This is a genomic window from Pseudomonas sp. FYR_7 (assembly GCF_043106155.1).
GTDB classification, from domain to species: Bacteria; Pseudomonadota; Gammaproteobacteria; order Pseudomonadales; family Pseudomonadaceae; genus Aquipseudomonas; species Aquipseudomonas parafulva_B.
Window position 1 is genome coordinate 117,080 of the sequence record NZ_JBICMI010000077.1, and the last position, 23,906, is coordinate 140,985.

Consider the following 23,906-nt stretch of genomic DNA (forward strand, 5'->3'; position numbering starts at 1 on the left):
AGCGTAGCAGCCCGTCAGGCAGCCGCTTTCTTGTTGGCGGCCTCGATGCTGCGCGTGATGTACCACTGCTGCGTGATGGACAGGCAGTTGTTCACAACCCAGTACAGCACCAGACCGGCTGGGAACCACAGGAAGAAGAAGGTGAAGATGATCGGCATCATTTTCATCACCTTGGCCTGCATCGGATCCGGCGGGGTCGGGTTCAGGCGCTGCTGAATGAACATGGTAGCGCCCATGATGATCGGCAGGATGAAGAACGGATCCTTGATCGACAGGTCGGTAATCCACAGCATCCAAGGTGCCTGACGCATCTCGACGCTTTCCAGCAGTACCCAGTAGAGGGCCAGGAATACTGGCATCTGGACCAGGATTGGCAAGCAACCGCCCAGCGGGTTGATTTTCTCTTTCTTGTACAGCTCCATCATCGCCTGGGACATCTTCTGGCGATCATCGCCAAAGCGTTCCTTGAGCGCTGCGAGCTTGGGCGAAACAGCACGCATACGTGCCATGGAACGGTAGCTGGCAGCGGACAGCGGGAAGAACAGGCCCTTGATGAGCATGGTCAGCACGATGATCGACCAGCCCCAGTTACCCAGCAGGCTGTGGATATGTTGCAGGAGCCAGAAGATCGGCTGTGCGATGAACCACAGGAAACCGTAGTCGACGGTCAGCTCCAGGCCTGGGGACAACTCCTTGAGCTTGGACTGGATCTTGGGACCGGCATACAACATGGCGCTGGTTTCGGCCTTGCCGCCCGCAGGTACGCTGATAGCCGGGCCGGTGTAGCCGATGATGTAGTTGCCCTGGCTGTCCTTGCGGGTTTGCACCACATTGTTGTCAGACTTGGCCGGGATCCATGCGGTCACGAAGTAGTGCTGAAGCCATGCTACCCAACCGCCGGACACATTTTCTTTCAAACTACCTTTGTCGATGTCCTTCATCGAGACCTTTTTGTAGGGCTCCGAAGGTGTCCACAGGGCCGCACCCAAGTAGGTCGCGGTGCCGGTGGCAGTGCTCGACGACGGATCGGAACTGGCATCGCGCTTGAGCTGGGCGAACATGTTGCCGCTCCAGGCCTGGCTGCTCTGGTTGTCGATCAGGTAGCTGACGTTCAGGTCATACTCGCCGCGCTTGAAGCTGAAGCGCTTGATGTAGTTGACCCCGTTGTCGCTGAACTTCAGGTCTACCACCAACTGGTCCTGACCATCGGCCAACTGATAACGCTTCTGATCAGCAGCGTAGAGGGGGCGACCGGTCGAACGGGCATCTGGACCGTTGGCACCGGTCAACCCGCTTTGCGCGAGATAGACGCGCTCTGCACCGTTGTCGAACAGCTGGAACGGGATATCCGGATGGTCCTGACGGCGTGGATACAGCGGCAGGTTCAGTTGGACGACGTCACCACCTACCGGATCGATAGCCAAGTCCAGCACATCGGTCTTGACCCGGATCAGATCCTTGCTGTCAGCCACGGGTGCCAGATCGGCAGTGCGGGTTTCAGCAGTGGCGCTTGGCACATCGGCGCTGGCACCAGCACCGGCATTGCCGGCAGGTACGCCATCGGGCAAACCAGGGTTGTTCGTGCTGGCAGCAGTATTCTGAGTCGGCAGGGCAGCCTGGCCGTAGTCCTGGTTCCATTTAAGGACCATGACGTAGGACACGATTGCCAGGGCGACGATCAGGATCGTGCGTTTAATATCCATGATTACTCGGCTATCGAAGAAGTTCGGGAGGAAGGAGCGGGTGGAACGGGGTCGAAACCGCCGTCGTTCCACGGATGACAACGCCCCAGGCGACGAACGGCTAGCCATCCACCACGCCAGAGACCGTGGTTTTCGATGGCTTCGTAGGCGTAACAAGAGCAACTGGGGTAGAAACGGCAGTGGCTGGCCATCAGAGGACTAATGGCATAACGGTAAAACTGGATCGGAACGAGTGCCAGTTTACGCATCTTGGCTGCTTACCCCTGCGCAATCGGCGGAGACTGCTGGTGCCGGTCGGCTGCGCGCCAGGCGTTTCCAGAGTTTGCCGAAGTGTTGGTGCAATTCCGGGTTTTCTATCTCACCCAATCCCTTGCGCGCGACGATCACGATATCCAACCCGGCAAGTGAATGCTGGTTCAGACGAAAGGAATCGCGCATCAAGCGCTTGAGGCGGTTGCGTTGAACGGCGAGCTTGACGCTTTTCTTGCCAATCACCAGGCCTAGGCGCGGGTGATCCAGACCGTTCTCGCGAGCAAGGATCAGCAGGTTTTTCCCTGGAACCTTGCCGGTTGGGGAGTCGAAGACCGCTTTGAAATGCCGGGGTGTAAGCAGTCGCTTTTCCCGACTGAAGTCCTGACTCACCACCTGTGCCGAAAAATCAAATGGCCAGACGCTTACGGCCTTTGGCACGACGACGCGACAGAACAGCGCGGCCGTTCTTGGTAGCCATACGGGCACGGAAACCGTGAGTGCGCGCGCGCTTGATGGTGCTTGGTTGGAAAGTACGTTTCATGGCGTGTTACCTGGGTTTGTCGACGACGGGCCGGGATGGCCCCCTTTTAAGAGACCGGCGATTCTAGAGAAAGCAAGCCCATAGGTCAATTTCCAACCAACCTTTCCTTTAGGTGTGGGATGAACGGGCGTAGGCCTGGGCTAGCGGCACGGACACTTATATGGAGCTCGGTAAGGCAACACCGCTCAACATGAAAAATAAGAAAGACATATAAAAAGCTTCTTTGAAGATCTTAATACTCTTAAGTGGATAACTTTCTGTGGATAACCTGCTGCAGGCCTTGAATTCAGAGATGTACAGCATTTTTAAACCCTGTTTGAAAGCCGTGCTACAGCTGTTGCAGGCTTGAATTTAAGCTGTGTATAAGTATGGGTTTTATGCACAGGCAGGTTATACACAGGGCGATTCATAGGGTTGTGCATAGCCTTCAGGCCTAGTTATGCACAAGGCTTATGCACAGTGTATAAGTGGTGTTTCGGTTATTTAGTGGCTGGTTTGCCATGAATGCCGACGTGTCTGCATGTGGATAACTGAGCGCGTGCCCGGTACAATGGCCGTTTGTTTCAGCCTTCGTGGCTTTCAAGCTCAGGGGATATCCGTGTCAGTGGAACTTTGGCAGCAGTGCGTGGAGCTTCTGCGCGATGAACTGCCTGCCCAGCAATTCAACACCTGGATCCGTCCGTTACAGGTCGAAGCCGAAGGCGACGAGTTGCGCGTCTATGCGCCTAACCGTTTCGTTCTCGATTGGGTCAATGAAAAGTACCTGGGGCGTTTGCTTGAGCTTTTGGGAGAAAAAGGCACGGGCATAGCCCCCGCGTTGTCGCTGCTTATTGGCAGCCGGCGCAGCTCTGCGCCCCGTGCAGCACCTAATGCCCCGGTAAGCGCGGCTGTTGCAGCCTCCCTGGTTCAAACGACGCCCAAGGCCCCCGCCGTCACGCCGTCCGAGCCTGCTCCAACGGCGACACTTGACCCCGCGCCTGCAAACGCCAACGATGTGGTCGAGCCTTCTTCTAGGGATAGCTTCGATGCCATGGCCGAACCTGCTCAGGCCCCCACGGGTAGGACGGAGCAGCGCACGGTACAGGTAGAGGGTGCCCTCAAGCACACCAGCTACCTGAACCGCACATTCACGTTCGACACCTTTGTGGAAGGCAAGTCGAACCAGCTGGCCCGTGCTGCCGCCTGGCAAGTTGCCGACAACCCCAAGCACGGTTACAACCCATTGTTCCTTTATGGCGGTGTGGGCCTGGGTAAAACCCACCTCATGCATGCCGTGGGTAACCACCTGCTTAGAAAAAACCCGAATGCCAAGGTGGTGTACCTGCATTCCGAGCGCTTCGTCGCCGATATGGTCAAGGCACTTCAGCTCAATGCGATCAACGAGTTCAAGCGCTTCTACCGCTCGGTCGATGCGTTGCTCATTGATGACATTCAGTTTTTCGCGCGCAAGGAGCGTTCACAGGAAGAGTTTTTCCACACCTTCAACGCATTGCTTGAAGGTGGCCAGCAGGTGATTCTCACCTCCGATCGGTATCCCAAGGAAATCGAAGGGCTCGAGGAACGCCTTAAATCGCGCTTTGGCTGGGGCCTCACGGTGGCCGTAGAGCCGCCGGAACTGGAAACGCGCGTCGCGATCCTGATGAAAAAGGCCGATCAGGCCAAGGTGGAGCTGCCGCACGATGCCGCCTTCTTCATCGCTCAGCGTATTCGGTCGAACGTGCGTGAGCTCGAGGGCGCCCTGAAGCGAGTGATTGCTCATTCGCACTTCATGGGGCGCGACATCACCATCGAATTGATCCGCGAATCCCTGAAGGACCTTCTGGCATTGCAAGACAAGCTGGTGAGTGTGGATAACATCCAGCGTACGGTGGCCGAGTACTACAAGATCAAGATCTCTGATCTGTTGTCCAAACGCCGGTCCCGTTCGGTGGCACGTCCACGCCAGGTGGCGATGGCGCTCTCCAAGGAGTTGACCAACCACAGCTTGCCAGAAATCGGCGACATGTTTGGTGGGCGCGACCATACGACTGTGTTGCATGCCTGCCGCAAGATCAATGAACTGAAAGAATCCGACGCGGATATCCGCGAGGACTACAAGAACCTGCTGCGCACGCTGACGACCTGAGGGGCGTCAGCGCAGCCATATGAAGGCAAGGGACAAGACCATGCATTTCACCATTCAACGCGAAGCCTTGCTCAAACCTCTGCAACTGGTGGCAGGTGTCGTCGAGCGCCGGCAGACGTTGCCGGTGCTTTCCAATGTTTTGCTGGTCGTACAAGGCCAGCAACTGTCGCTGACCGGTACCGACCTTGAGGTTGAACTGGTTGGCCGTGTGCAACTGGAAGAACCTGCCGAGCCTGGCGAGATCACTGTCCCAGCCCGCAAGTTGATGGACATTTGCAAAAGCCTGCCCAGCGACGTGCTGATCGACATCAAGCTCGATGAGCAGAAACTCCTGGTCAAGGCCGGGCGTAGCCGCTTCACACTGTCGACATTGCCTGCCAATGATTTCCCGACCGTTGAAGAAGGCCCTGGCTCGCTCACGTGCAATCTGGAGCAGAGCAAACTGCGTCGATTGATCGAGCGCACCAGCTTCGCCATGGCCCAGCAAGACGTCCGTTACTACCTTAACGGTATGCTGCTGGAGGTTTCGCGAAATACCCTGCGCGCCGTTTCCACGGATGGTCATCGCCTGGCCTTGTGCTCGATGAGTGCACCGATCGAACAGGACGACCGCCACCAGGTAATCGTGCCGCGCAAAGGTATTCTTGAGCTTGCTCGCTTGCTGACCGAGCCTGAAGGCATGGTTAGCATCGTGCTTGGCCAGCACCATATCCGCGCAACGACAGGTGAATTCACATTCACTTCCAAGCTCGTCGACGGGAAATTCCCCGACTACGAGCGCGTGCTGCCCAAGGGTGGTGACAAACTGGTAATCGGCGATCGCCAAGCTTTGCGCGAGGCATTCAGCCGCACCGCTATCCTGTCCAACGAAAAGTACCGCGGGATTCGTTTGTTGCTTGCTGCCGGCCAGTTGAAGATCCAAGCCAATAACCCCGAGCAGGAAGAGGCTGAGGAAGAAATCAGCGTCGATTACGACGGCAGCTCGCTTGAGATTGGTTTCAACGTTAGTTATCTGCTGGATGTGCTGGGCGTGATGACTACTGAGCAGGTACGCCTGATTTTGTCAGACTCCAATAGCAGTGCATTGCTGCAGGAGGCAGGCAATGACGACTCTTCGTACGTTGTCATGCCGATGCGGCTGTAAGCAAAGCAGGCCCAATGTCACTTAGACGTATCATCGTCACCGGGGTGCGAAATCTGCACCCGGTGACGCTCTCCCCCTCCCCGCGTATCAACGTGCTCTATGGCGATAACGGGAGCGGCAAGACAAGTCTTCTCGAAGCCGTTCATTTGCTCGGTCTGGCTCGATCCTTTCGCAGTACGCGCTTGAACCCGGTGATCCAGTATGAGCAAGCGTCTTGTACGGTATTCGGAGAGGTGCTCCTCGCCGAAGGAGGTAACTGCAACCTCGGGGTGTCTCGCGAACGTCAGGGTGATTTCACCATCAGGATCGATGGGCAGAATGCGCGTAGCGCGGCACAACTTGCTGAATTGCTTCCATTGCAGCTCATCAACCCAGATAGCTTTCGGCTACTGGAAGGTGCCCCAAAAATCAGGCGGCAGTTCCTGGATTGGGGTGTGTTCCACGTGGAACCCCGTTTCATGCCTGCGTGGCAGCGCCTGCAGAAGGCCCTCCGGCAGCGGAACTCATGGTTGCGGCATGGTACACTTGACCCAGCTTCGCAAGCCGCTTGGGACCGAGAGTTGTGCTTGGCCAGCGCCGAAATAGATGAGTACCGCCGCGAATATATCAAGGCCCTGAAGCCTGTATTCGAAAAGACCCTGAGCGAGTTGCTTGAACTCGACGGTCTGACCTTGAGCTATTACCGAGGCTGGGACAAAGACCGTGAACTGCAGGATGTGTTGGCTGCTTCTATTCTCCGTGACCAACAGATGGGACACACGCAGGCGGGTCCGCAACGGGCAGATTTGCGACTTCGATTAGCTGCAAACAACGCAGCAGACATCCTGTCCCGTGGCCAACAAAAGCTGGTGGTATGCGCATTGCGGATAGCTCAAGGTCATTTGGTTGGCCAAGCGCGACGCGGCCACTGCATTTATCTCGTGGACGATTTGCCATCGGAGCTCGATGAGCAACATCGCCGTGCACTGTGTCGCTTGCTTGAAGAATTACGCTGCCAGGTATTCATCACCTGTGTAGATCATGAATTATTGAGGGAAGGCTGGCAGACGGAAACGCCGGTTGCTTTGTTCCACGTGGAACAGGGCCGTATCACCCAGACCCACGACCATCGGGAGTGAAGGCATGAGCGAAAATCAGACGTACGACTCCTCCAGCATCAAGGTGCTAAAAGGTTTGGATGCCGTGCGCAAGCGTCCCGGCATGTACATTGGCGACACCGATGATGGTAGCGGCCTGCACCACATGGTATTCGAGGTGGTCGACAACTCCATCGACGAAGCCCTGGCCGGCCATTGCGACGACATCACAGTAATTATCCACCCTGATGAATCCATCAGCGTGCGTGACAACGGCCGTGGCATTCCGGTCGATGTGCATAAAGAAGAAGGCGTGTCGGCAGCAGAAGTCATCATGACGGTGCTGCACGCAGGCGGTAAGTTCGATGACAACTCCTACAAGGTATCCGGTGGATTGCACGGGGTAGGTGTTTCGGTCGTCAACGCATTGTCCGAGCAATTGATACTGACGGTACGTCGCAGCGGCAAGATCTGGGAGCAGACGTATGTCCATGGTGTGCCTCAGGCGCCGATGGCGATCGTTGGCGAGAGCGAGACGACCGGTACTCATATTCACTTCAAGCCGTCCGCTGAGACATTCAAGAATATTCACTTCAGTTGGGACATCCTGGCCAAGCGAATTCGTGAACTGTCTTTCCTGAACTCGGGCGTTGGCATTCTGCTGAAAGACGAGCGAAGTGGTAAGGAAGAGTTCTTCAAATACGAAGGCGGCCTGCGGGCGTTCGTCGAGTACTTGAATACCAACAAGACGCCGGTAAACGCTCAGGTGTTCCACTTTAGCGTGCAGCGTGAAGACGGTGTGGGCGTAGAAGTTGCTCTCCAGTGGAACGACAGCTTCAACGAGAACCTGCTGTGCTTTACCAACAACATCCCGCAGCGTGATGGCGGTACGCACTTGGTAGGCTTCCGTTCTTCGTTAACCCGCAGCCTGAACAGCTACATCGAGCAAGAAGGCCTGGCAAAGAAGAACAAGGTTTCGACCACCGGGGACGACGCCCGTGAAGGCCTGACTGCAATCATTTCGGTCAAGGTGCCCGATCCCAAGTTCAGCTCGCAGACTAAAGACAAGCTGGTTTCGTCGGAAGTGAAAACCGCTGTCGAGCAGGAGATGAACAGGTACTTCTCCGATTTCCTGTTGGAAAACCCGAACGAAGCCAAGGCTGTCGTCGGGAAAATGATCGATGCTGCGCGTGCTCGTGAAGCTGCCCGCAAAGCGCGTGAGATGACCCGCCGTAAGGGTGCACTGGATATCGCGGGCTTGCCAGGCAAGCTGGCTGACTGCCAGGAGAAGGACCCTGCCCTATCTGAACTCTATCTGGTCGAGGGTGACTCCGCAGGCGGCTCTGCGAAGCAGGGGCGTAACCGTCGGACCCAGGCCATTCTGCCGCTCAAAGGCAAGATCCTGAACGTGGAGAAAGCTCGGTTCGACAAGATGATCTCGTCCCAGGAAGTGGGGACATTGATCACTGCGTTGGGCTGCGGCATTGGTCGGGAAGAGTACAACATCGAAAAACTGCGGTATCACAACATCATCATCATGACCGATGCTGACGTTGACGGTTCGCACATTCGTACGTTGCTGCTGACCTTCTTCTTCCGCCAATTGCCGGAGCTGGTCGAGCGCGGTTACATTTACATCGCCCAGCCACCGCTGTACAAGGTCAAGCGCGGCAAGCAGGAGCAGTACATCAAGGACGATGAGGCCATGGAAGAGTACATGACCCAATCGGCCCTGGAAGACGCCAGCCTGCACCTGGACGAGTCCGCGCCACCGGTATCCGGCGTGCAACTGGAAGCCCTGGTCAACGAGTTCCGCGGTGTGATGAAGACCCTCAAGCGTCTGTCGCGCTTGTACCCGCAGGAGCTAACCGAGCACTTTATCTATCTGCCTGAAGTCACCCTCGAGCAGCTGGGTGATCATGCCGTGATGGAAGCCTGGAAGAACCAGTTGCACGAGCGCCTGAATTCGACCCAGAAATCGGGCCTGGTCTACAAGGCCAGCCTGCGTGAAGACAAGGAACGTAACGTATGGCTGCCTGAGGTGGAAATTACCTCCCACGGGCTTGCCAGTTACATCACGTTCAACCGTGACTTCTTCGGCAGCAACGACTACCGCACCGTAGTCAACGTAGGTGCCAAGCTGTCCAGCCTGTTGGGCGAAGGCGCTTATGTGCAGCGTGGCGAGCGTCGCAAAGCCATCGTCGAGTTCAAGGAGGGCCTGGACTGGTTGATGAACGAGACCACCAAGCGCCATACCATCCAGCGCTATAAAGGGTTGGGCGAGATGAACCCGGATCAGCTGTGGGAAACCACCATGGACCCAACAGTGCGCCGGATGCTGAAGGTCACGATTGAAGATGCAATCGCGGCTGACCAGATCTTCAACACCCTGATGGGTGATGCCGTTGAACCGCGCCGTGACTTCATCGAAAGCAATGCACTGTCGGTTTCCAACCTGGACTTCTGATTAGCCTCGACCGTCACATGACCGGGTAGCTTCGAAATTCGAGTTTAACCGGTCATCATCAAGCCCGCGCCAGCGGGCTTTTTATTTCCCGATCTTTGGGTAGGCAAGCTCACCCCCATCGGCTCAAGGGTAAAGCTCAGAACGGACTTGCCGTGGGTCGCACGATCAGTTCACTGACATCCACCTCTGCCGGTTGCGCAACCGCATACGCTATCGCTTGAGCGATGGCTGAAGCAGGTATTGCGACCTTGCGAAACGCCTGCATCTCCGCTCGGCCGCCTGCATCTGAAATGCTATCGGCCAGCTCCGACTCGGTGACGCCTGGCGCGATCAGCGTCACCCGAATGTCGCCCCCTACTTCCTGACGCAGACCTTCAGAAATCGCACGTACTGCATATTTGGTGGCGCAGTACACCGCAGCGGTTGGGCTAACCGTATAGGCGCCAATGGATGCGATATTGATGATCTGCCCTGCACGCTGTCGCTGCATTACTGGAAGCGCCGCGGCGATGCCATGCAGCACGCCTCGAATGTTCACGTCAATCATCTGGTCCCACTCTTGGACCTTGAGTGCTTCGAGTTTTGAAAGCGGCATGACCCCAGCGTTATTGATGAGGACGTCAATGCGACCGTGCAGCGACATGGCGAAATCAACGAAGGACTGCATGCTGTCCAAGCGCGTGACATCCAGCGCCTGTACATCGGCTGTACCTCCCGCCAAGCGAAGCTCGTTGGCGACCGCATGTAGGCGATCAATGCGACGGGCACCCAGCACTACGCTGGCGCCTTTGCTTGCGAGCAAGCGGGCTGTTGCTTCACCGATACCGCTGCTGGCCCCGGTGATGACGACGACTTTGCCTTGAATACCGTCCATATGTCGCTCCTGCTTCAGCTTGGAAAAGCCACCTTGATGGCAGCGGGTGAACCCAAGATTAGGAGGCATGAGGTGGTACGGGTTATGCGATTTCTGCCAATCGCTTGCATGATTCTGCAAGAGCGACGTGCGACGAGGGCGAGCAATGCCCCGGGTTCGGCTTGCGTGCAGGGCGTCAATGTACGTCGGCAATGCCCGCTGCTTTCAAGCGCCGATACAACGTACGTTCGCTGATACCCAACTGCTTGGCCAGCTCACTGCGCGACCCCTTGAAATGACTGAGCACCTGTATGAGATCTGCCGGTCGACTTGCGTAGGCGCGCACTTCGGCAGGTAGCGACACCACGTCTTCTGGCAAGTGTTCCGGCTCAATGACGCCTTCATCGGCAAACAGACGTGCCCGCTCCAGGATGTTGCGTAGCTCGCGGATGTTCCCCGGAAACGGATACATCCTCAGTTGATCAAGTGCTGCATCACCGAGCGTGGGCGCGCTGGGCCCTGCGATTCTTTTCAGCAGGCTTTGGATCAACAGAGGCAAATCCTCGCTACGCTCGCGCAGTGCAGGCATGCGGATGGGGAAACCACTGATCCGATAGTACAGGTCCTCCCTGAACGTCCCGTCGGCCACCATCTGCCTCAAGGGTTTATGGGTTGCCGACACCAGTCTGAAGTCCGAATGCACGGTGCGCAGGCTACCTACTGGCCGGAAGCTGCCGGTTTCGATCAAGCGCAACAGCTTGACCTGCATGGCCAAGGGCACCTCACCTATCTCGTCCAGGAACAGCGTACCGCCATGGGCAGCTTCCGCCAGGCCGGTCTTGCGCTGGTGCGCACCGGTGAATGCGCCCTTCTCATAACCGAACAGTTCGCTTTCGAAAAGCGCCTCCGTCAGGCTGGTGCAATCGACCACGACCAAGGGCCCATCGGCTCTGGGGCTGCCCATGTGCAATGCGCGCGCGAACAGTTCCTTGCCGGTGCCGGACTCACCCTGGAGCAAGACAGGGATGTCAGCCGGCGCCGCGCGTTGCAAGCTGGCCAATGCCGCCTTGAATGCAGGTGCCTGGCCCACTAGGCCCTGTTCCTGAGGCTGGGCAGATGCGATGACGATACGGGTGAGCCGTTCGACGAAAGCAATCACCCTGCCCTGCTCATCCAGGATCGGCCGAAGTTCGACATCCACATGTTCCGGCCCGCGTGGGGTGTGATGCACATGCAGCACACGCTCGGGCACCTTGCTGGACCAGGCCTTGCGCATCGGGCAGTCCTCGCCGGCCTGGTCGCAGGGAACGTGGTAATGGTGTGAGACCTTGTGACATTTCTGCCCAAGCGGCGCCTGCTGGTCCTGGCCGAACTGACGTCGATAAGCGGCGTTGGCGGCCAGAATGTTGTAGTCGGTGTCCAGCACGATGGCGGGCAGTACGTCGTGCTCCAGGAAAGACACCAAGGCAAGCACGGAAGGGTGAGGTTCGGACATGACGGCACCAGTCGGATAACGAGTTCGAGGGTAGCAAGGACTGCCAGCTGCTGCCATCGACTGACACCTGACTGCCACTGTTCACTGCCAACGAAGCTGCCATTTGCCTGTCACTCCGCCAATTCTGGGCTCCAGGCGAGTATCAGTGGGGTGGCATGCATCTTGATGGGGATAGGTATGGCGCCCTCTGGAAAAATGCAGCCAACGAGGGGGAGCCGAATGGGAGACTTGAATGATCATTGGCAATAACTTTCACGTGGAAGCGTTCTTCGACAGCGCCACCTCAACCATCAGCTACCTGGTCATGGATGGCGAAACGCGTGCTTGCGCCTTGATCGACAGCGTTCTGGATTACGACCCGAAGGCTGGGCGCGTGACCACAGCCTCTGCAGATTGCCTGATCGAACGCGTGAAAGCGCTTGGCGCCCAGGTGCAGTGGATATTGGAAACCCATGTGCATGCAGATCACCTGTCCGCTGCTGCCTACCTCAAAGACAAGCTGGGAGGCCGCATTGCAATCGGCGCTTGCATCACCCAGGTCCAGAAAGTCTTCGGCAGTTTGTTCAACGCTGAACCTGGCTTCGCCCGTGATGGCAGCCAGTTCGACGTCCTGTTCGACGATGGAGACATTTTCCAGATAGGCAATCTGCAGGCTCAAGCCCTGCATACCCCTGGGCATACGCCTGCCTGCATGAGCTACCTCATCGAGCATGAAGGCGAGTCGGCAGTCTTCGTCGGCGACACGCTGTTCATGCCGGACTACGGTACTGCGCGATGCGACTTCCCTGGCGCCGATGCTCGGACCCTGTATCGGTCGATCCACCGCCTCCTGGCCCTTGGAGATGGCACCCGGCTGTTCATGTGCCACGACTACCTGCCCGAAGGGCGCGAGCTGCGGTACATGACCACCGTGGCCGAGCAGCGCACTCAGAACATTCACATCCACCAGGGTATCGACGAAGACAGCTTCGTTGCCATGCGCCAAGCGCGTGATCGAACGCTGGACATGCCTGTCCTGATCCTGCCCGCCGTCCAGGTGAACATGCGCAGCGGCCAGTTCCCAGCGCCTGAAGCCAATGGGGTGCGCTACCTGAAGATTCCCCTCAATTCGCTGTAGTCAGGCACATCCCATAACCAGACAGTCAGGATCAACCATGCCCGCCGTGCCCTCTTCCGTCCCAGCCTTTCATCACCAGATCATCATCATAGGCGCCGGTGCTGCTGGCATTGCGACGGCGTCCAGCCTCCTCAAGCGCGACCGCTCGCTGGACATTGCCCTGATAGACCCCGCCGAGGTCCATTACTACCAACCCGGCTGGACCATGGTCGGTGCTGGGGTCTTCGATGCCCCGAGCACGGCTCGGCCGATGTCGTCCGTCATCCCTCGCGCGGTGCGCTGGATCAAGTCACAGGTGCAAGGGTTCGATGCACATTGTCGCAAGGTCCTGCTGGCAGATGGCAGGGCTTTCACCTATGAACAGCTGGTGGTCTGCCCCGGATTGAAGCTGGATTGGACGGCCATCGATGGGCTGGCCGATACCCTGGGCGAGCATGGCGTCACGTCCAATTACCGCTATGACCTGGCGCCCTATACCTGGGAGTTGGTGCAAGGCCTCAGGCAAGGCCGCGCCGTGTTCTGCCAGCCGCCCATGCCCATCAAATGCGCTGGCGCACCGCAAAAAGCGCTGTACCTTTCGTGCGACCACTGGCTGCGCCAGGGCCGACTGGGCACCGTACGAGCCAGCTTTTTCAATGCCGGCAATGCCTTGTTCGGGGTGCCGGCCTATGTGCCTGCCTTGATGGCGTATATCGACAAGTACTCGGTAGACCTCAACTTCGGCCATCGGCTGATCGCGGTGGATGGACCGAAGCAGCAGGCTGTGTTCGCCCATACGTTTGCGGATGGCACTCAGCACCTTCGCACCGAGCCGTTCGACATGCTGCATGTGGTACCGCCGCAGGTCGCCCCCGACTTCATTCGTCACAGCTGCCTCGCCGATGGCGCTGGCTGGGTGGATGTGGATCCCGCGACCCTGCGCCATCGTACCTTCGCCCATGTGCACGCCCTTGGGGACGTGATCAATGCCAGCAACGCGAAGACGGCAGCCGCTGCACGCAAGCAAGCGCCGGTGGTGGCCAACAATGTATTGGTGGCCCTGGGCCGACGCACGGGCCTGGCGCACTATGATGGCTACGGGTCCTGCCCACTGACGGTCGAGCGCGGCAAGATCGTGCTGGCCGAGTTTGGCTATGGTGGCGCGCTCAAGCCGAGCTTTCCCCAATGGCTCCTTGACGGCCGCAAACCCACACGGCTGGCCTGGCTGCTCAAAGCTCGCCTGCTACCACCCTTGTACTGGCAAGGCATGCTCAAGGGCCGTGAATGGCTGGCCAAGCCGGTAGCAAGCACGACCGAGGCAGCCCAGTGATCAATCAGGCGTGGCTCAGTACAGGCCTAGGCACGATCATCGGCGCGGTCTTGGCACTGACCGGTGCCGGTGGCGGCATCCTTGCGGTTCCGTTGCTGGTGTTCGGCCTGGGACTTTCGATGGCGCAGGCCGCCCCGATCGGTTTGCTGGCTGTGGGGCTGTCGGCCGCGGTGGGTGCCGGCTTGGGCTTGCGCCAGGGCGTGGTGCGCTACCGTGCGGCCCTGTTCATCGCAGCAGTGGGCATCGTGTTCACGCCCCTGGGGCTGATGCTCGCGCACCGCTTGCCCAACGCACCGCTGCAACTGATGTTTGCGGGCATCCTGATCTACGCGTGCATGCGCACCTGGTTGAAGGCTCGTCAGCAATTGAATGGCGCAGACTCAGGTGCACATCGCTTCATCGAGCCCTGTGTACTCAACCCTCTGCAGGGCCGGTTACGCTGGACGCTTCCGTGCGCTCGGGCGCTTGCCGGCACCGGGGCGCTGTCGGGGTTGCTGTCAGGCCTGCTGGGGGTGGGCGGCGGCTTTGTCATCGTCCCTGCCCTGCGGCGCTACACCAACTTGCGTATGGTCAGCATCGTCTCTACCTCCCTGGCAGTCATCGCGCTAGTCGCCTTGGGCAGTGTCGCTACCGCCACCCTTGCAGGGAGCATGCGCTGGCAGGTGGGTGCGCCATTTGCGCTAGGTGCGGTACTGGGCCTGCTGGTAGCCCGGCCACTGGCGGCAAGGCTGGAGGGCCCCCGCCTGCAACAACTGTTCGCCATCGCAGGCTGGGCCGCAGCGGCGTTGTTGATCAGCAGAGCGCTAGGGGGCTAGCAGCGCATCCTGCTCGGCGGCACACAGGTTCAGCAGGTAATCCCATACCACGCGCAGGCGCACGGATTTATGCAGTTCGCGCCGGGTGCAGATCCAATAACTGCGCTGGATGGTTTCCCCCGGCAGCACCCTAACCAGCGTTGGGTCGTGCCGCGCCATGTAGTTGGGTAGCACGGCGATACCCAGCCCAGCACGCGCCGCCGCTTGCTGGGCAATCACGCTGGTACTGCGAAATACCACGTTCGGCGATCGGCAGAAGCTGTTGAGAAACAGCAGCTCCTGACTGAACAGCAAGTCGTCCACGTAGCCGATCCAACTGTGCCGCGCCAGGTCTTCGCGGTTGCGCAATGGCGCGGCACGCTCCAGGTACGCTGCGCTGGCATAGAGGGCCAGCCGGTAGTCGGTCAGCTTGCGGGTGATCAGCAAGTCTGCACTTGGCCTTTCCAGGTGAATGCTGATTTCCGCTTCACGGTTGAGGATGCTGACGAAACGCGGCACCGCAACCAACTCCACTTCCAGGCCAGGGTAGCGCTCGAACAGCTCATTCATCCGTGGCGTGAAGAACATGATGCCGATCCCCTCCGTGACGCCGAGGCGGATCTTGCCCAGCGGCGTGATGGCCTGGGTGATTTCCTCCTGCGCCAGCAAGGCGGTGTTCTCCATGGCTTCGGCATGTTTGAGCAGTGCCTGACCAGACGGCGTCAGCTCATACCCCTGCGCATGCTGAACGAACAACGCAGTGCCCAGGCTCTGCTCGATACGCTCGATGTGACGCGCAACGGTGCTGTGGGTCGTCTCCAGACGCTTGGCGGCCGTCAACAAGCGCCCGCTGCGCTGCAACTCCAGGAAAAACCGCAAATCATTCCAATCGAACATGCTGGTCCTTGCATATCTGTATCGAACACCCAGGTGATAGGTGCCGACGCTCCACGAGGCGTCGCTGTGCTTAAACGCACAACGGGTGCGCGAAATCGCGTGTTTCTTCCGCGAAATTACTCACTAAGCTGGTTGGGGACAAGAACAAAAACAGGCCCTGAGGTCCTCTATGTCATCAGTCGATTCTGCCTACGACTATGTGATCGTGGGTGCCGGCCCCGCTGGCTGCTTGCTGGCAAACCGGTTGTCTGCCGACCCGTCATGCCGGGTGCTGCTGCTCGAAGCCGGTGGGCGGGATAACTACCCTTGGATTCACGTGCCAGTGGGCTACCTGTACTGCATCGGTAACCCGCGCACGGACTGGTGCTTCAAGACCGAGGCCCAGCCTGGGCTGCAAGGTCGATCGCTGGGTTACCCTCGTGGCAAGGTCCTGGGCGGGTGCTCTTCGATCAATGGCATGATTTACATGCGTGGCCAGGCAGCTGACTACGATCACTGGGCTAGCCTAGGCAACCGGGGCTGGGCCTGGAAAGACGTGTTGCCGCTGTTCAAGCAAAGCGAAAGCCACCATGGCGGTGCCAGCGAACACCATGGTAGTAGCGGTGAATGGCGTGTAGAGCGCCAACGCTACAGCTGGCCGATCCTCGACGCTTTCCGCGATGCAGCCGAGCAGACGGGTATTACCAAGGTCGATGACTTCAATACGGGTGACAACGAAGGCTGTGGATATTTTCAGGTCAACCAGCGCAGTGGTGTTCGCTGGAACGCATCCAAAGCCTTTTTGCGCCCCATCAAACACCGCCCTAACCTGAGTGTCCTGACCGATGTGCAGGTGGACCAGGTGCTGCTCAGCAACACGCGTGCTCGCGCAGTTAAAGCCTATTGGCAGGGCAGCTGGCACGAGTTCTCGGCGCGACGAGAGATTGTGCTGTGTGCAGGTGCAGTAGGCTCGCCCGGCATCCTGCAACGCTCGGGCATTGGTCCACAGCAGTTGCTGGAGGGCTTGGGTATCGGGGTGCGCCATTCCGTACCGGGTGTGGGTAGCAACCTGCAGGATCACTTGCAACTACGGCTGATCTACCAGATCGGCAACGCACGTACCCTCAACCAGATGGCCAATAGCCTGTGGGGGAAGATGGGCATGGGCCTGCGCTACCTGTACGATCGCAGCGGTCCGCTGGCCATGGCCCCGAGCCAGCTGGGCGCATTCGTGCGTTCAAGCCCCGACCAGGCCACTGCGAACTTGCAGTACCACGTGCAGCCTCTGTCACTGGAGCGTTTTGGCGAGCCGTTGCATCAGTTTCCAGCCTTCACGGCTTCGGTGTGCAATTTGCGGCCACTGAGCCGTGGACGTATCGATATTCGCAGTGCAGACATGCACAGCGCGCCCTTGATCGACCCCAATTACCTCAGCGACCCCCAGGACCTGCGCGTCGCCGCCGACGCCATTCGTCTCACCCGGCGCATTGTGCAGGCCCCTGCCCTTGCCGCCTTTGCGCCCAAGGAATATCTGCCAGGGCCTGCCCTGCAGACCGAAGAACAGCTGCACGAAGCGGCGGGCAAGATAGGCACGACGATCTTCCATCCCGTAGGGACCTGCCGCATGGGCAATGGCCCTATGGATGTGGTCGATGACCAGCTTCGTGTTCATGGCATCCCAGGCCTTCGCGTGGCAGACGCATCGATCATGCCCCAGATCACGTCGGGCAATACCTGTTCACCTACCCTGATGATCGCCGAGAAGGCGGCGCAGCTTATTTTGAAAGGAGTAGCCACTACGACCTTCCTCAACCAGGATGCAGTACCAACACCCTGACCGGGTGTGCAATACGACAGCGCGTAGTCGGACGCTGTCGGCAGTGGAACAACAAGAATAATCACTGTGGCCTGCGGGCCGAGGACAGCAACGATGTCGGATTACATCCAAGAGCAGGATGCGGCCGCCAGCCGCCCCAGTCGTCGTGAAGAACGCAAGATCATCTTCGCGTCATCGCTCGGTACGGTTTTCGAGTGGTACGACTTTTTCCTCTACGGCGCCCTGGCTGCCGTGATCAGCAAGCAGTTTTTCGCGGGCGTCAACGACACCACCGCGTTCATTTTTGCACTGATGGCGTTTGCCGCGGGCTTTCTGGTGCGACCGTTTGGCGCGCTGGTGTTCGGCCGCCTGGGGGACATGATCGGGCGCAAGTACACCTTTCTCATCACCATCGTGCTGATGGGACTGTCCACGTTCGCCGTTGGCCTTTTGCCCACCTATGCCAGCATCGGCATCGCAGCGCCGATCATCCTGGTCGTGCTGCGCATGCTGCAAGGCCTGGCGCTGGGCGGTGAGTACGGCGGTGCAGCCACCTACGTGGCCGAACATGCACCACCTGGCAAGCGGGGGTTCCATACTGGGTTCATTCAGTCCACCGCCACCTTGGGTCTGTTGCTGTCATTGCTGGTGGTACTGGGCAGCCGTTACGTGAGTGGTGATCAGTTCGAAACCTGGGGCTGGCGGCTGCCGTTTCTGCTGTCCATCGTGCTGTTGGGGATCTCGACCTGGATTCGGATGAGCATGCACGAGTCACCGGCTTTCGTGAAAATGAAGGCACAGGGCAAGGTCAGCAAGTCGCCAATTCGTGAGTCATTTACGTCTTGGCCAAACCTGAAGGTCGTGCTCACTGCGCTGTTCAGTATCAATGCGGGCCAGGCTGTTACCTTCTATACGGCACAGTTCTACGTGCTGTTTTTCATGACCCAGATGTTGAAGATGGACCCGGCCCAGGCCAACACCCTGCTGATCATCAGCGTGGTGATCGGGGCGCCGTTTTTCGTGTTCTTTGGATGGCTGTCCGATCGGATTGGGCGCAAACCGATATTGATGCTGGGCCTGCTGTTGGCCACGGTGCTCTACTTCCCCTTGTTCAAGGCCCTTAGCTTCTACGCCAACCCGCAGATCGACACCGCCAGCCGCCAGGCACCCATCGTCGTCACCGCTGACCCGAAAGGTTGCACCTTCCAGTTCGACCCTGTGGGCAAAGCCCGCTTCGATAGCCCTTGCGACAAGGTAAAGACCTTCCTGGTCAAGCAGGGCTTACCCTACAACTCGGTAAGCGTTGATGGCAGCGACGTGGTCGTGAGCATCGGCGACAAGACCATCAATGGCTATGACGAAGCGGCCATGCGTGCGGCGGTCGAGCAGGCCGGGTACCCCGCCAAGGCTGATCCGGCCCAAGTCAACAGCGTGATGGTGGTGGTGTTGATTGTGGCCATGATCCTGATCGCCACCATGACCTATGGACCGCTGGCTGCCGTGATGGTCGAGCTGTTCCCTACGCGTATCCGGTACACCTCCATGTCCTTGCCCTATCACATCGGCAATGGCTGGTTCGGCGGTTTCCTGCCCACGGTATCGTTCGCTTTGGTGGTCTACACCGGGGATATTTTCTACGGGTTGTGGTATCCGGTACTGGTCACAGGCATCAGCCTGGTAGTGGGCATCTTCTGTCTCAAAGAGACCAAGGATGTGGACATCGACAAGGTGTGATTCGCTAAACCGCAGCCATAAAAAAACCGGCTCTAAAAGCCGGTTTTTTTATGCCGTGAAAAAACTTATGCACGTTTTTCCAAAAAATCAATAAAGAACAAATATGCAGCAAATTCATAGGCTTAGCTAATTTTCGCAACAGCTAATCCATAATTTGCTCACACGTTATCCACAAGCGGCTCAGGCCTGGGCCTGCGTGCTTTCTTCGACCTGCGCAAGAGAGCCCAGGCCCCGTTGGGTGGCTTCGTTCCAGGCTTGGGCGCGGTCATTGAGTTCGGCGATGGCGCGAGGGCCTGTGCCGTTGGCGTACATGGGTTCGCCGATCACCACTTCGATGGTGCCAGCGTGCTTGCCCCAGCCATTCTTCGGCCAGTACTTGCCGGCATTGTGGGCAATGGGTAATACCGGTAGCCCAGCGTTTACCGCCAGCGCCGTTCCGCCTCGAGAGAACTTGCCCACCGTGCCAAAAGGTACGCGTGTGCCCTCCGGGAAAATCAGGACCCAGGTTTTCTGCTTGAGCAGTTCATCGCCCTTCTTGGCCACCTGGCGCAAGGCTTCCTTGGGGTTGTCGCGGTCGATGGCAATGGGGCGCAGCATGGCCATGGCCCAGCCAAAGAAAGGCACATACAGCAGTTCACGCTTGAGCACTTGGCTGAGCGGCGAGAAATACTGGGACAGGAAAAACGTCTCCCAGGTGCTCTGGTGATTCGACAAGATCACGCAAGGCTCGGCTGGCACGTTTTCAGCGCCGGTAATCTTGTAATCGATGCCTACGATGACGCGTGCCAGGAAAATAGCGCAGCGGCACCAGTACACATTGATGAATCTGTAGCGCTTGGGGAACGACAGAAATGGCGCAACGAAGAAGCTCAGCGAGCACCAGAGCAGCGAACTGGTACCCAGCAGCAGGTAAAAAAGAAAGACTCTGATCGCCTGCAGGATCGACATAGTGGTTCGTACCATTGCGGGACTTGCCCGCTTTTAGAAAAGTGCGCCCAAAGGCGCACCGTTTAGATAAGTGCTCTGGCGATGGCAGCCAGATCGTCATAGATCAGGGTTGAGGCCGGAACGCCCTTCTCAAGGGTGCGTTCGCCTTTGCCTGTCTTTACCAGAACAGGTTGTGCATCGACGGCCAGCGCAGCCTGTAGGTCACTTTGGCTATCGCCCACGAACCAGACGCCCTCAAGGCTTGCCTGGTAATGCTCGGCGATGGCCTGCAACAGGCCCGGCTTGGGCTTGCGGCAGTCGCAGCCTTCATCGGGGCCATGCGGGCAATACACGATATGCCCCACCTCACCGCCCTGCTCGGCCACCAGCATGCGCAAGCGCGCATGCATGGCCTCGAGCGTCGCGATTGGGTAATAACCACGGGCGATACCGGACTGGTTGGTGGCCACGGCCACCGTCCAGCCCGCTTTGCTCAACTGCGCGATCGCCTCGATGGCGCCAGGGATGGGCACCCATTCATCCAGCGACTTGATATAGGCGTCGGAGTCCTGGTTGATGACCCCGTCACGATCGAGAATCAGCAGTTTCAAGGCCTACCCCAGCAGCGAAATGTCGGCCACACCCAGGAACAGCCCACGCAGACGGCTGAGCAGGGCATATCGGTTGGCACGTACCTTGGCGTCCTCGGCATTGACCATCACGGCCTCGAAGAAGGCATCGACCGGGTCACGCAGTGCGGCAAGGCGCGCCAGCGACTCGCTGTACTGGCGTGCAGCAGCCATCGGTTGCACAGCCTGATCGGCTTGCTGGATGGCCGAGTACAGCGAGAACTCGTTGGCGTTGTCGAAGTACTTGGGCTCGACCTGTTCGGCGATGGCGCCTTCTGCCTTGCTCAACAGGTTCGACACGCGCTTGTTGACGGCGGCCAGTGCCTCGGCTTCGGGCAGCTTGCGGAAGGCCTGGACAGCCTGAACGCGCTGATCGAAGTCCAGTGCAGAACCCGGCTGAAGCGCGCGAACCGAAAGGTAGGTGGCGACGTCGATGCCTTCGTCTTCGTAACGAGCACGCAGCCTGTCGAAGATGAACTCCAGCACCTGGTCAGCCAGCCCGGCAGCCTTGACCTTGGCCCCGTATTGCTTGACCGCGAACTGCACGGCACCGGTCAGGTCCAGGTCCAGCTGCTTCTCGATCAGGATACGCAGCACGCCCAGTGCGGCGCGGCGCAGGGCGTACGGGTCCTTGCTGCCGGTTGGCAGCATGCCGATGCCGAAGATACCCACCAGGGTATCGAGCTTGTCGGCGATGGCGACGGCAGCACCGGTCAAGGTCTGAGGCAGTTCTGCACCAGCACCGCGTGGCATGTACTGCTCGTTCAGCGCCAGCGCCACATCCTGCGGTTCATCGTCGTTGAGCGCGTAGTAGTAGCCGGCTACGCCCTGCATCTCTGGGAACTCACCGACCATTTCCGTGGCCAGGTCGCACTTGGACAGCAAGCCGGCACGCGCGGCCCGTTGAGCATCGCCGCCAATCAAGGGCGCAATGAACGCTGCCAGTTTCGATACTCGCTCGGCCTTGTCATAGACCGTACCCAGCTGGGCCTGGAATACCACATTCTTCAAGCGCTCGTTGAAGGTTTCCAGCGGTTGCTTCTTGTCCTGCTTGAAGAAGAACTCGGCGTCGGTCAGGCGCGGACGCACGACCTTTTCATTACCCTGCACGATCTGCTTGGGGTCGCGGCTCTCGACGTTGGCCACGGTGATGAAGCGCGGCAGCAGCTTGCCTTCGCTGTCGAGCAGGCAGAAGTACTTCTGGTTGTCCTGCATGGTGGTGATCAAGGCTTCTTGCGGCACCTCCAGGAAACGCTCTTCGAACGAGCACACCAGCGGTACCGGCCACTCGACCAGCGCGGTCACCTCGTCCAGCAACGCGGGCGGCACGATAGCGGTGCCTTCCTGCTGCATGGCCAGCTCGGCGGTGCGTTTGGCGATCAGGTCGCGACGCTCACTGAAATCGGCCAGCACGTAGGCCTTGCGCATGTCTTCGACATAGTTGGCCGGGGCGCTGATGGTGACGTTTTCCGGATGGTGGAAGCGGTGCCCGCGCGATTGGCGGCCGGCTTTCTGGGACAACAGGGTGCAGTCGACCACCTGATCGCCCAGCAGCATCACCAGCCATTGGGTCGGACGCACGAACTCTTCACGGCTTGCCGCCCAGCGCATGCGCTTGGGAATAGGCAGGTCGTTGAGCGAGTCTTCGACGATGGTCGGCAGCAGGCCTGCGGTCGCCTTGCCGGGGATGTGCTGGGAGAAGCGCAGCTTGGGGCCGCTACGGTCGATGTCGGCCAGCTCCACACCGCACTTCTTGGCAAAGCCCAGTGCAGCCTGGGTCGGCTCGCCTTCTGCGTTGAAGGCCGCTTGCAGGGGCGGGCCATCGATGTTGATGCTGCGGTCAGGCTGCTGCACATCGAGTTGACGGATCAGCACCGCCAGGCGACGCGGCGCGGCGTAGACCGATTTGCCGGTGTAGTTCAGGCCAGCAGCTTGCAGGCCTTTTTCGATACCGGCCAGGAACGCGTCGCCCAGGGTCGCAAGGGCCTTGGGTGGCAGCTCTTCGGTGCCCAGTTCTACCAGGAAATCTTGAGCACTCATTGTGCAGCCTCCAGCTTAGCCAACACTTCGTCACGCAGTTCGGGGGTCGCCATCGGGAAGCCCATGCGCGCACGGGCCTGCAGGTAGCTTTGCGCCACGTCGCGGGCCAGGGTTCGCACCCGCAGGATGTAACGCTGGCGCTCGGTCACCGAGATGGCGCGACGGGCATCGAGCAGGTTGAACGTATGGGATGCCTTGAGGACCATTTCATAGGTCGGCAACGGCAGCTCCAGCTTGATCAGGCGGTTGGCTTCGCTTTCGTAGAAGTCGAACAGCTCGAACAATTTCTCGACGTTGGCGTGCTCGAAGTTGTAGGTCGACTGCTCCACTTCGTTCTGGTGGAACACGTCGCCGTAGCTGACCTTGCCGAACGGACCATCGGCCCATACCAGGTCGTAGACCGAGTCCACGCCCTGGATATACATGGCCAGGCGCTCCAGGCCATAGGTGATTTCACCGGTCACCGGGTAGCATTCGATACCACCGACCTGCTGGAAGTAGGTGAACTGGGTCACCTCCATGCCATTGAGCCAGATTTCCCAGCCCAGGCCCCAAGCGCCGAGGGTTGGCGATTCCCAGTTGTCTTCGACGAAGCGAATGTCGTGCACCAACGGGTCCAGACCGATGGCCTTCAGCGAGCCGAGGTACAGCTCCTGGAAGTTGGCCGGGTTGGGCTTGAGCACCACCTGGAATTGATAGTAATGCTGCAGGCGGTTGGGGTTTTCGCCATACCGCCCGTCGGCAGGGCGACGGCTTGGCTGCACGTAGGCGGCGTTCCAGGTTTCTGGACCCACTGCGCGCAGGAAGGTAGCGGTGTGGAAAGTGCCGGCGCCTACTTCCATATCGTAGGGCTGAAGCACCACACAACCTTGCTCGGCCCAGTAGTTCTGCAGGGCGAGGATCAGGTCTTGGAAGGTACGCACGGCTGGCGTAGGCTGGCTCACGAAATTCACCTGTATCTGGGGATGCGGATGTAAAGAGCGGGAGTATAACCTGATTCGCCTCGCC

20 protein-coding genes are annotated in these 23,906 nt (G+C 59.0%); 9 read left to right on the forward strand and 11 right to left on the reverse strand.

What is annotated here, in order from left to right; genetic code table 11:
* Positions 1 to 14: 14 nt before the first annotated feature.
* The 4 genes from yidC to rpmH are packed head-to-tail and all read right to left on the reverse strand — an operon-like array spanning position 15 to position 2,496.
* A complete protein-coding gene (gene yidC / locus ACF8R3_RS19535; protein ID WP_392516031.1) occupies positions 15 to 1,703 on the reverse strand; it encodes a membrane protein insertase YidC in 1,689 nt (562 codons plus the stop codon).
* Between the two features lie 2 nt (positions 1,704 to 1,705).
* On the reverse strand, positions 1,706 to 1,951 hold the full coding sequence (yidD, locus tag ACF8R3_RS19540; protein WP_078477749.1) for a membrane protein insertion efficiency factor YidD: 246 nt from the start codon (positions 1,949 to 1,951) through the stop codon (positions 1,706 to 1,708).
* Positions 1,944 to 2,348, reverse strand: coding sequence for a ribonuclease P protein component (gene rnpA / locus ACF8R3_RS19545; RefSeq protein WP_058603069.1), 405 nt, complete (start codon positions 2,346 to 2,348; stop codon positions 1,944 to 1,946). Before rnpA ends, yidD begins: the two co-directional genes overlap by 8 nt.
* A 13-nt stretch (positions 2,349 to 2,361) precedes the next feature.
* Positions 2,362 to 2,496: a 50S ribosomal protein L34 gene (gene rpmH, locus ACF8R3_RS19550; protein ID WP_003253163.1), complete on the reverse strand. Its 135-nt coding sequence runs from the start codon at positions 2,494 to 2,496 to the stop codon at positions 2,362 to 2,364.
* A gap of 598 nt (positions 2,497 to 3,094) precedes the next feature.
* Between rpmH and dnaA the strand changes: the two genes are divergently transcribed.
* The 4 genes from dnaA to gyrB are packed head-to-tail and all read left to right on the forward strand — an operon-like array spanning position 3,095 to position 9,308.
* Positions 3,095 to 4,621, forward strand: a complete 1,527-nt coding sequence (gene dnaA, locus ACF8R3_RS19555; RefSeq protein ID WP_392516032.1) for a chromosomal replication initiator protein DnaA — start codon at positions 3,095 to 3,097, stop codon at positions 4,619 to 4,621.
* A gap of 40 nt (positions 4,622 to 4,661) precedes the next feature.
* The gene (gene dnaN, locus ACF8R3_RS19560) at positions 4,662 to 5,765 is read left to right on the forward strand and encodes a DNA polymerase III subunit beta (protein WP_023532585.1); all 1,104 of its coding nucleotides are present in this window, start codon (positions 4,662 to 4,664) and stop codon (positions 5,763 to 5,765) included.
* A gap of 14 nt (positions 5,766 to 5,779) precedes the next feature.
* Positions 5,780 to 6,883, forward strand: a complete 1,104-nt coding sequence (gene recF, locus ACF8R3_RS19565) for a DNA replication/repair protein RecF (RefSeq protein ID WP_078477750.1) — start codon at positions 5,780 to 5,782, stop codon at positions 6,881 to 6,883.
* Positions 6,884 to 6,887: 4 nt separating this feature from the next.
* A complete protein-coding gene (gyrB, locus tag ACF8R3_RS19570) occupies positions 6,888 to 9,308 on the forward strand; it encodes a DNA topoisomerase (ATP-hydrolyzing) subunit B (RefSeq protein ID WP_058638771.1) in 2,421 nt (806 codons plus the stop codon).
* A 136-nt stretch (positions 9,309 to 9,444) separates the two neighbouring features.
* Here gyrB and ACF8R3_RS19575 read toward each other — a convergent pair whose 3' ends face one another.
* Together ACF8R3_RS19575 and ACF8R3_RS19580 are read right to left on the reverse strand one after the other, a co-directional pair.
* Complete coding sequence (locus tag ACF8R3_RS19575; RefSeq protein ID WP_392516033.1) at positions 9,445 to 10,182, reverse strand: SDR family oxidoreductase; 738 nt, start codon at positions 10,180 to 10,182, stop codon at positions 9,445 to 9,447.
* 175 nt (positions 10,183 to 10,357) lie between these two features.
* On the reverse strand, positions 10,358 to 11,656 hold the full coding sequence (locus ACF8R3_RS19580) for a sigma-54-dependent Fis family transcriptional regulator (protein WP_078477752.1): 1,299 nt from the start codon (positions 11,654 to 11,656) through the stop codon (positions 10,358 to 10,360).
* A 232-nt stretch (positions 11,657 to 11,888) separates the two neighbouring features.
* Between ACF8R3_RS19580 and ACF8R3_RS19585 the strand changes: the two genes are divergently transcribed.
* Genes ACF8R3_RS19585 through ACF8R3_RS19595 form a run of 3 tightly spaced genes read left to right on the forward strand, consistent with a single transcriptional unit; the run spans position 11,889 to position 14,897 of the window.
* Positions 11,889 to 12,773 carry an MBL fold metallo-hydrolase gene (locus ACF8R3_RS19585; RefSeq protein WP_058638768.1) on the forward strand — a complete coding sequence of 295 codons (885 nt, stop codon included), beginning with the start codon at positions 11,889 to 11,891 and terminating at the stop codon, positions 12,771 to 12,773.
* 37 nt (positions 12,774 to 12,810) lie between these two features.
* Positions 12,811 to 14,082: an FAD/NAD(P)-binding oxidoreductase gene (locus ACF8R3_RS19590; RefSeq protein ID WP_058638767.1), complete on the forward strand. Its 1,272-nt coding sequence runs from the start codon at positions 12,811 to 12,813 to the stop codon at positions 14,080 to 14,082.
* Complete coding sequence (locus ACF8R3_RS19595) at positions 14,079 to 14,897, forward strand: sulfite exporter TauE/SafE family protein (protein ID WP_392516039.1); 819 nt, start codon at positions 14,079 to 14,081, stop codon at positions 14,895 to 14,897. The genes ACF8R3_RS19590 and ACF8R3_RS19595 overlap by 4 nt, the downstream gene beginning before the upstream one ends.
* Here the strand turns inward: ACF8R3_RS19595 and ACF8R3_RS19600 are convergent.
* Positions 14,886 to 15,773: a LysR family transcriptional regulator gene (locus tag ACF8R3_RS19600; RefSeq protein WP_027913298.1), complete on the reverse strand. Its 888-nt coding sequence runs from the start codon at positions 15,771 to 15,773 to the stop codon at positions 14,886 to 14,888. The two genes, ACF8R3_RS19595 and ACF8R3_RS19600, sit on opposite strands and share 12 nt — an antisense overlap.
* A 169-nt stretch (positions 15,774 to 15,942) precedes the next feature.
* Between ACF8R3_RS19600 and ACF8R3_RS19605 the strand changes: the two genes are divergently transcribed.
* Positions 15,943 to 17,589 carry a GMC family oxidoreductase gene (locus tag ACF8R3_RS19605; RefSeq protein WP_058638766.1) on the forward strand — a complete coding sequence of 549 codons (1,647 nt, stop codon included), beginning with the start codon at positions 15,943 to 15,945 and terminating at the stop codon, positions 17,587 to 17,589.
* A gap of 93 nt (positions 17,590 to 17,682) precedes the next feature.
* A complete protein-coding gene (locus tag ACF8R3_RS19610) occupies positions 17,683 to 19,302 on the forward strand; it encodes an MFS transporter (RefSeq protein ID WP_078477756.1) in 1,620 nt (539 codons plus the stop codon).
* Positions 19,303 to 19,482: 180 nt separating this feature from the next.
* Here ACF8R3_RS19610 and ACF8R3_RS19615 read toward each other — a convergent pair whose 3' ends face one another.
* The 4 genes from ACF8R3_RS19615 to glyQ are packed head-to-tail and all read right to left on the reverse strand — an operon-like array spanning position 19,483 to position 23,842.
* Positions 19,483 to 20,265 (reverse strand): 1-acyl-sn-glycerol-3-phosphate acyltransferase, encoded by a 783-nt coding sequence (locus ACF8R3_RS19615; RefSeq protein ID WP_058638765.1) that lies wholly within the window; start codon positions 20,263 to 20,265, stop codon positions 19,483 to 19,485.
* A 47-nt stretch (positions 20,266 to 20,312) separates the two neighbouring features.
* Entirely contained in the window at positions 20,313 to 20,840 is a 528-nt protein-coding gene (gmhB, locus tag ACF8R3_RS19620) for a D-glycero-beta-D-manno-heptose 1,7-bisphosphate 7-phosphatase (RefSeq protein WP_392516034.1), read from the reverse strand.
* Positions 20,841 to 20,843: 3 nt separating this feature from the next.
* Entirely contained in the window at positions 20,844 to 22,898 is a 2,055-nt protein-coding gene (gene glyS / locus ACF8R3_RS19625) for a glycine--tRNA ligase subunit beta (RefSeq protein ID WP_058602700.1), read from the reverse strand.
* Positions 22,895 to 23,842 (reverse strand): glycine--tRNA ligase subunit alpha, encoded by a 948-nt coding sequence (gene glyQ, locus ACF8R3_RS19630; protein WP_023532379.1) that lies wholly within the window; start codon positions 23,840 to 23,842, stop codon positions 22,895 to 22,897. Before glyQ ends, glyS begins: the two co-directional genes overlap by 4 nt.
* Positions 23,843 to 23,906 lie beyond the last annotated feature (64 nt).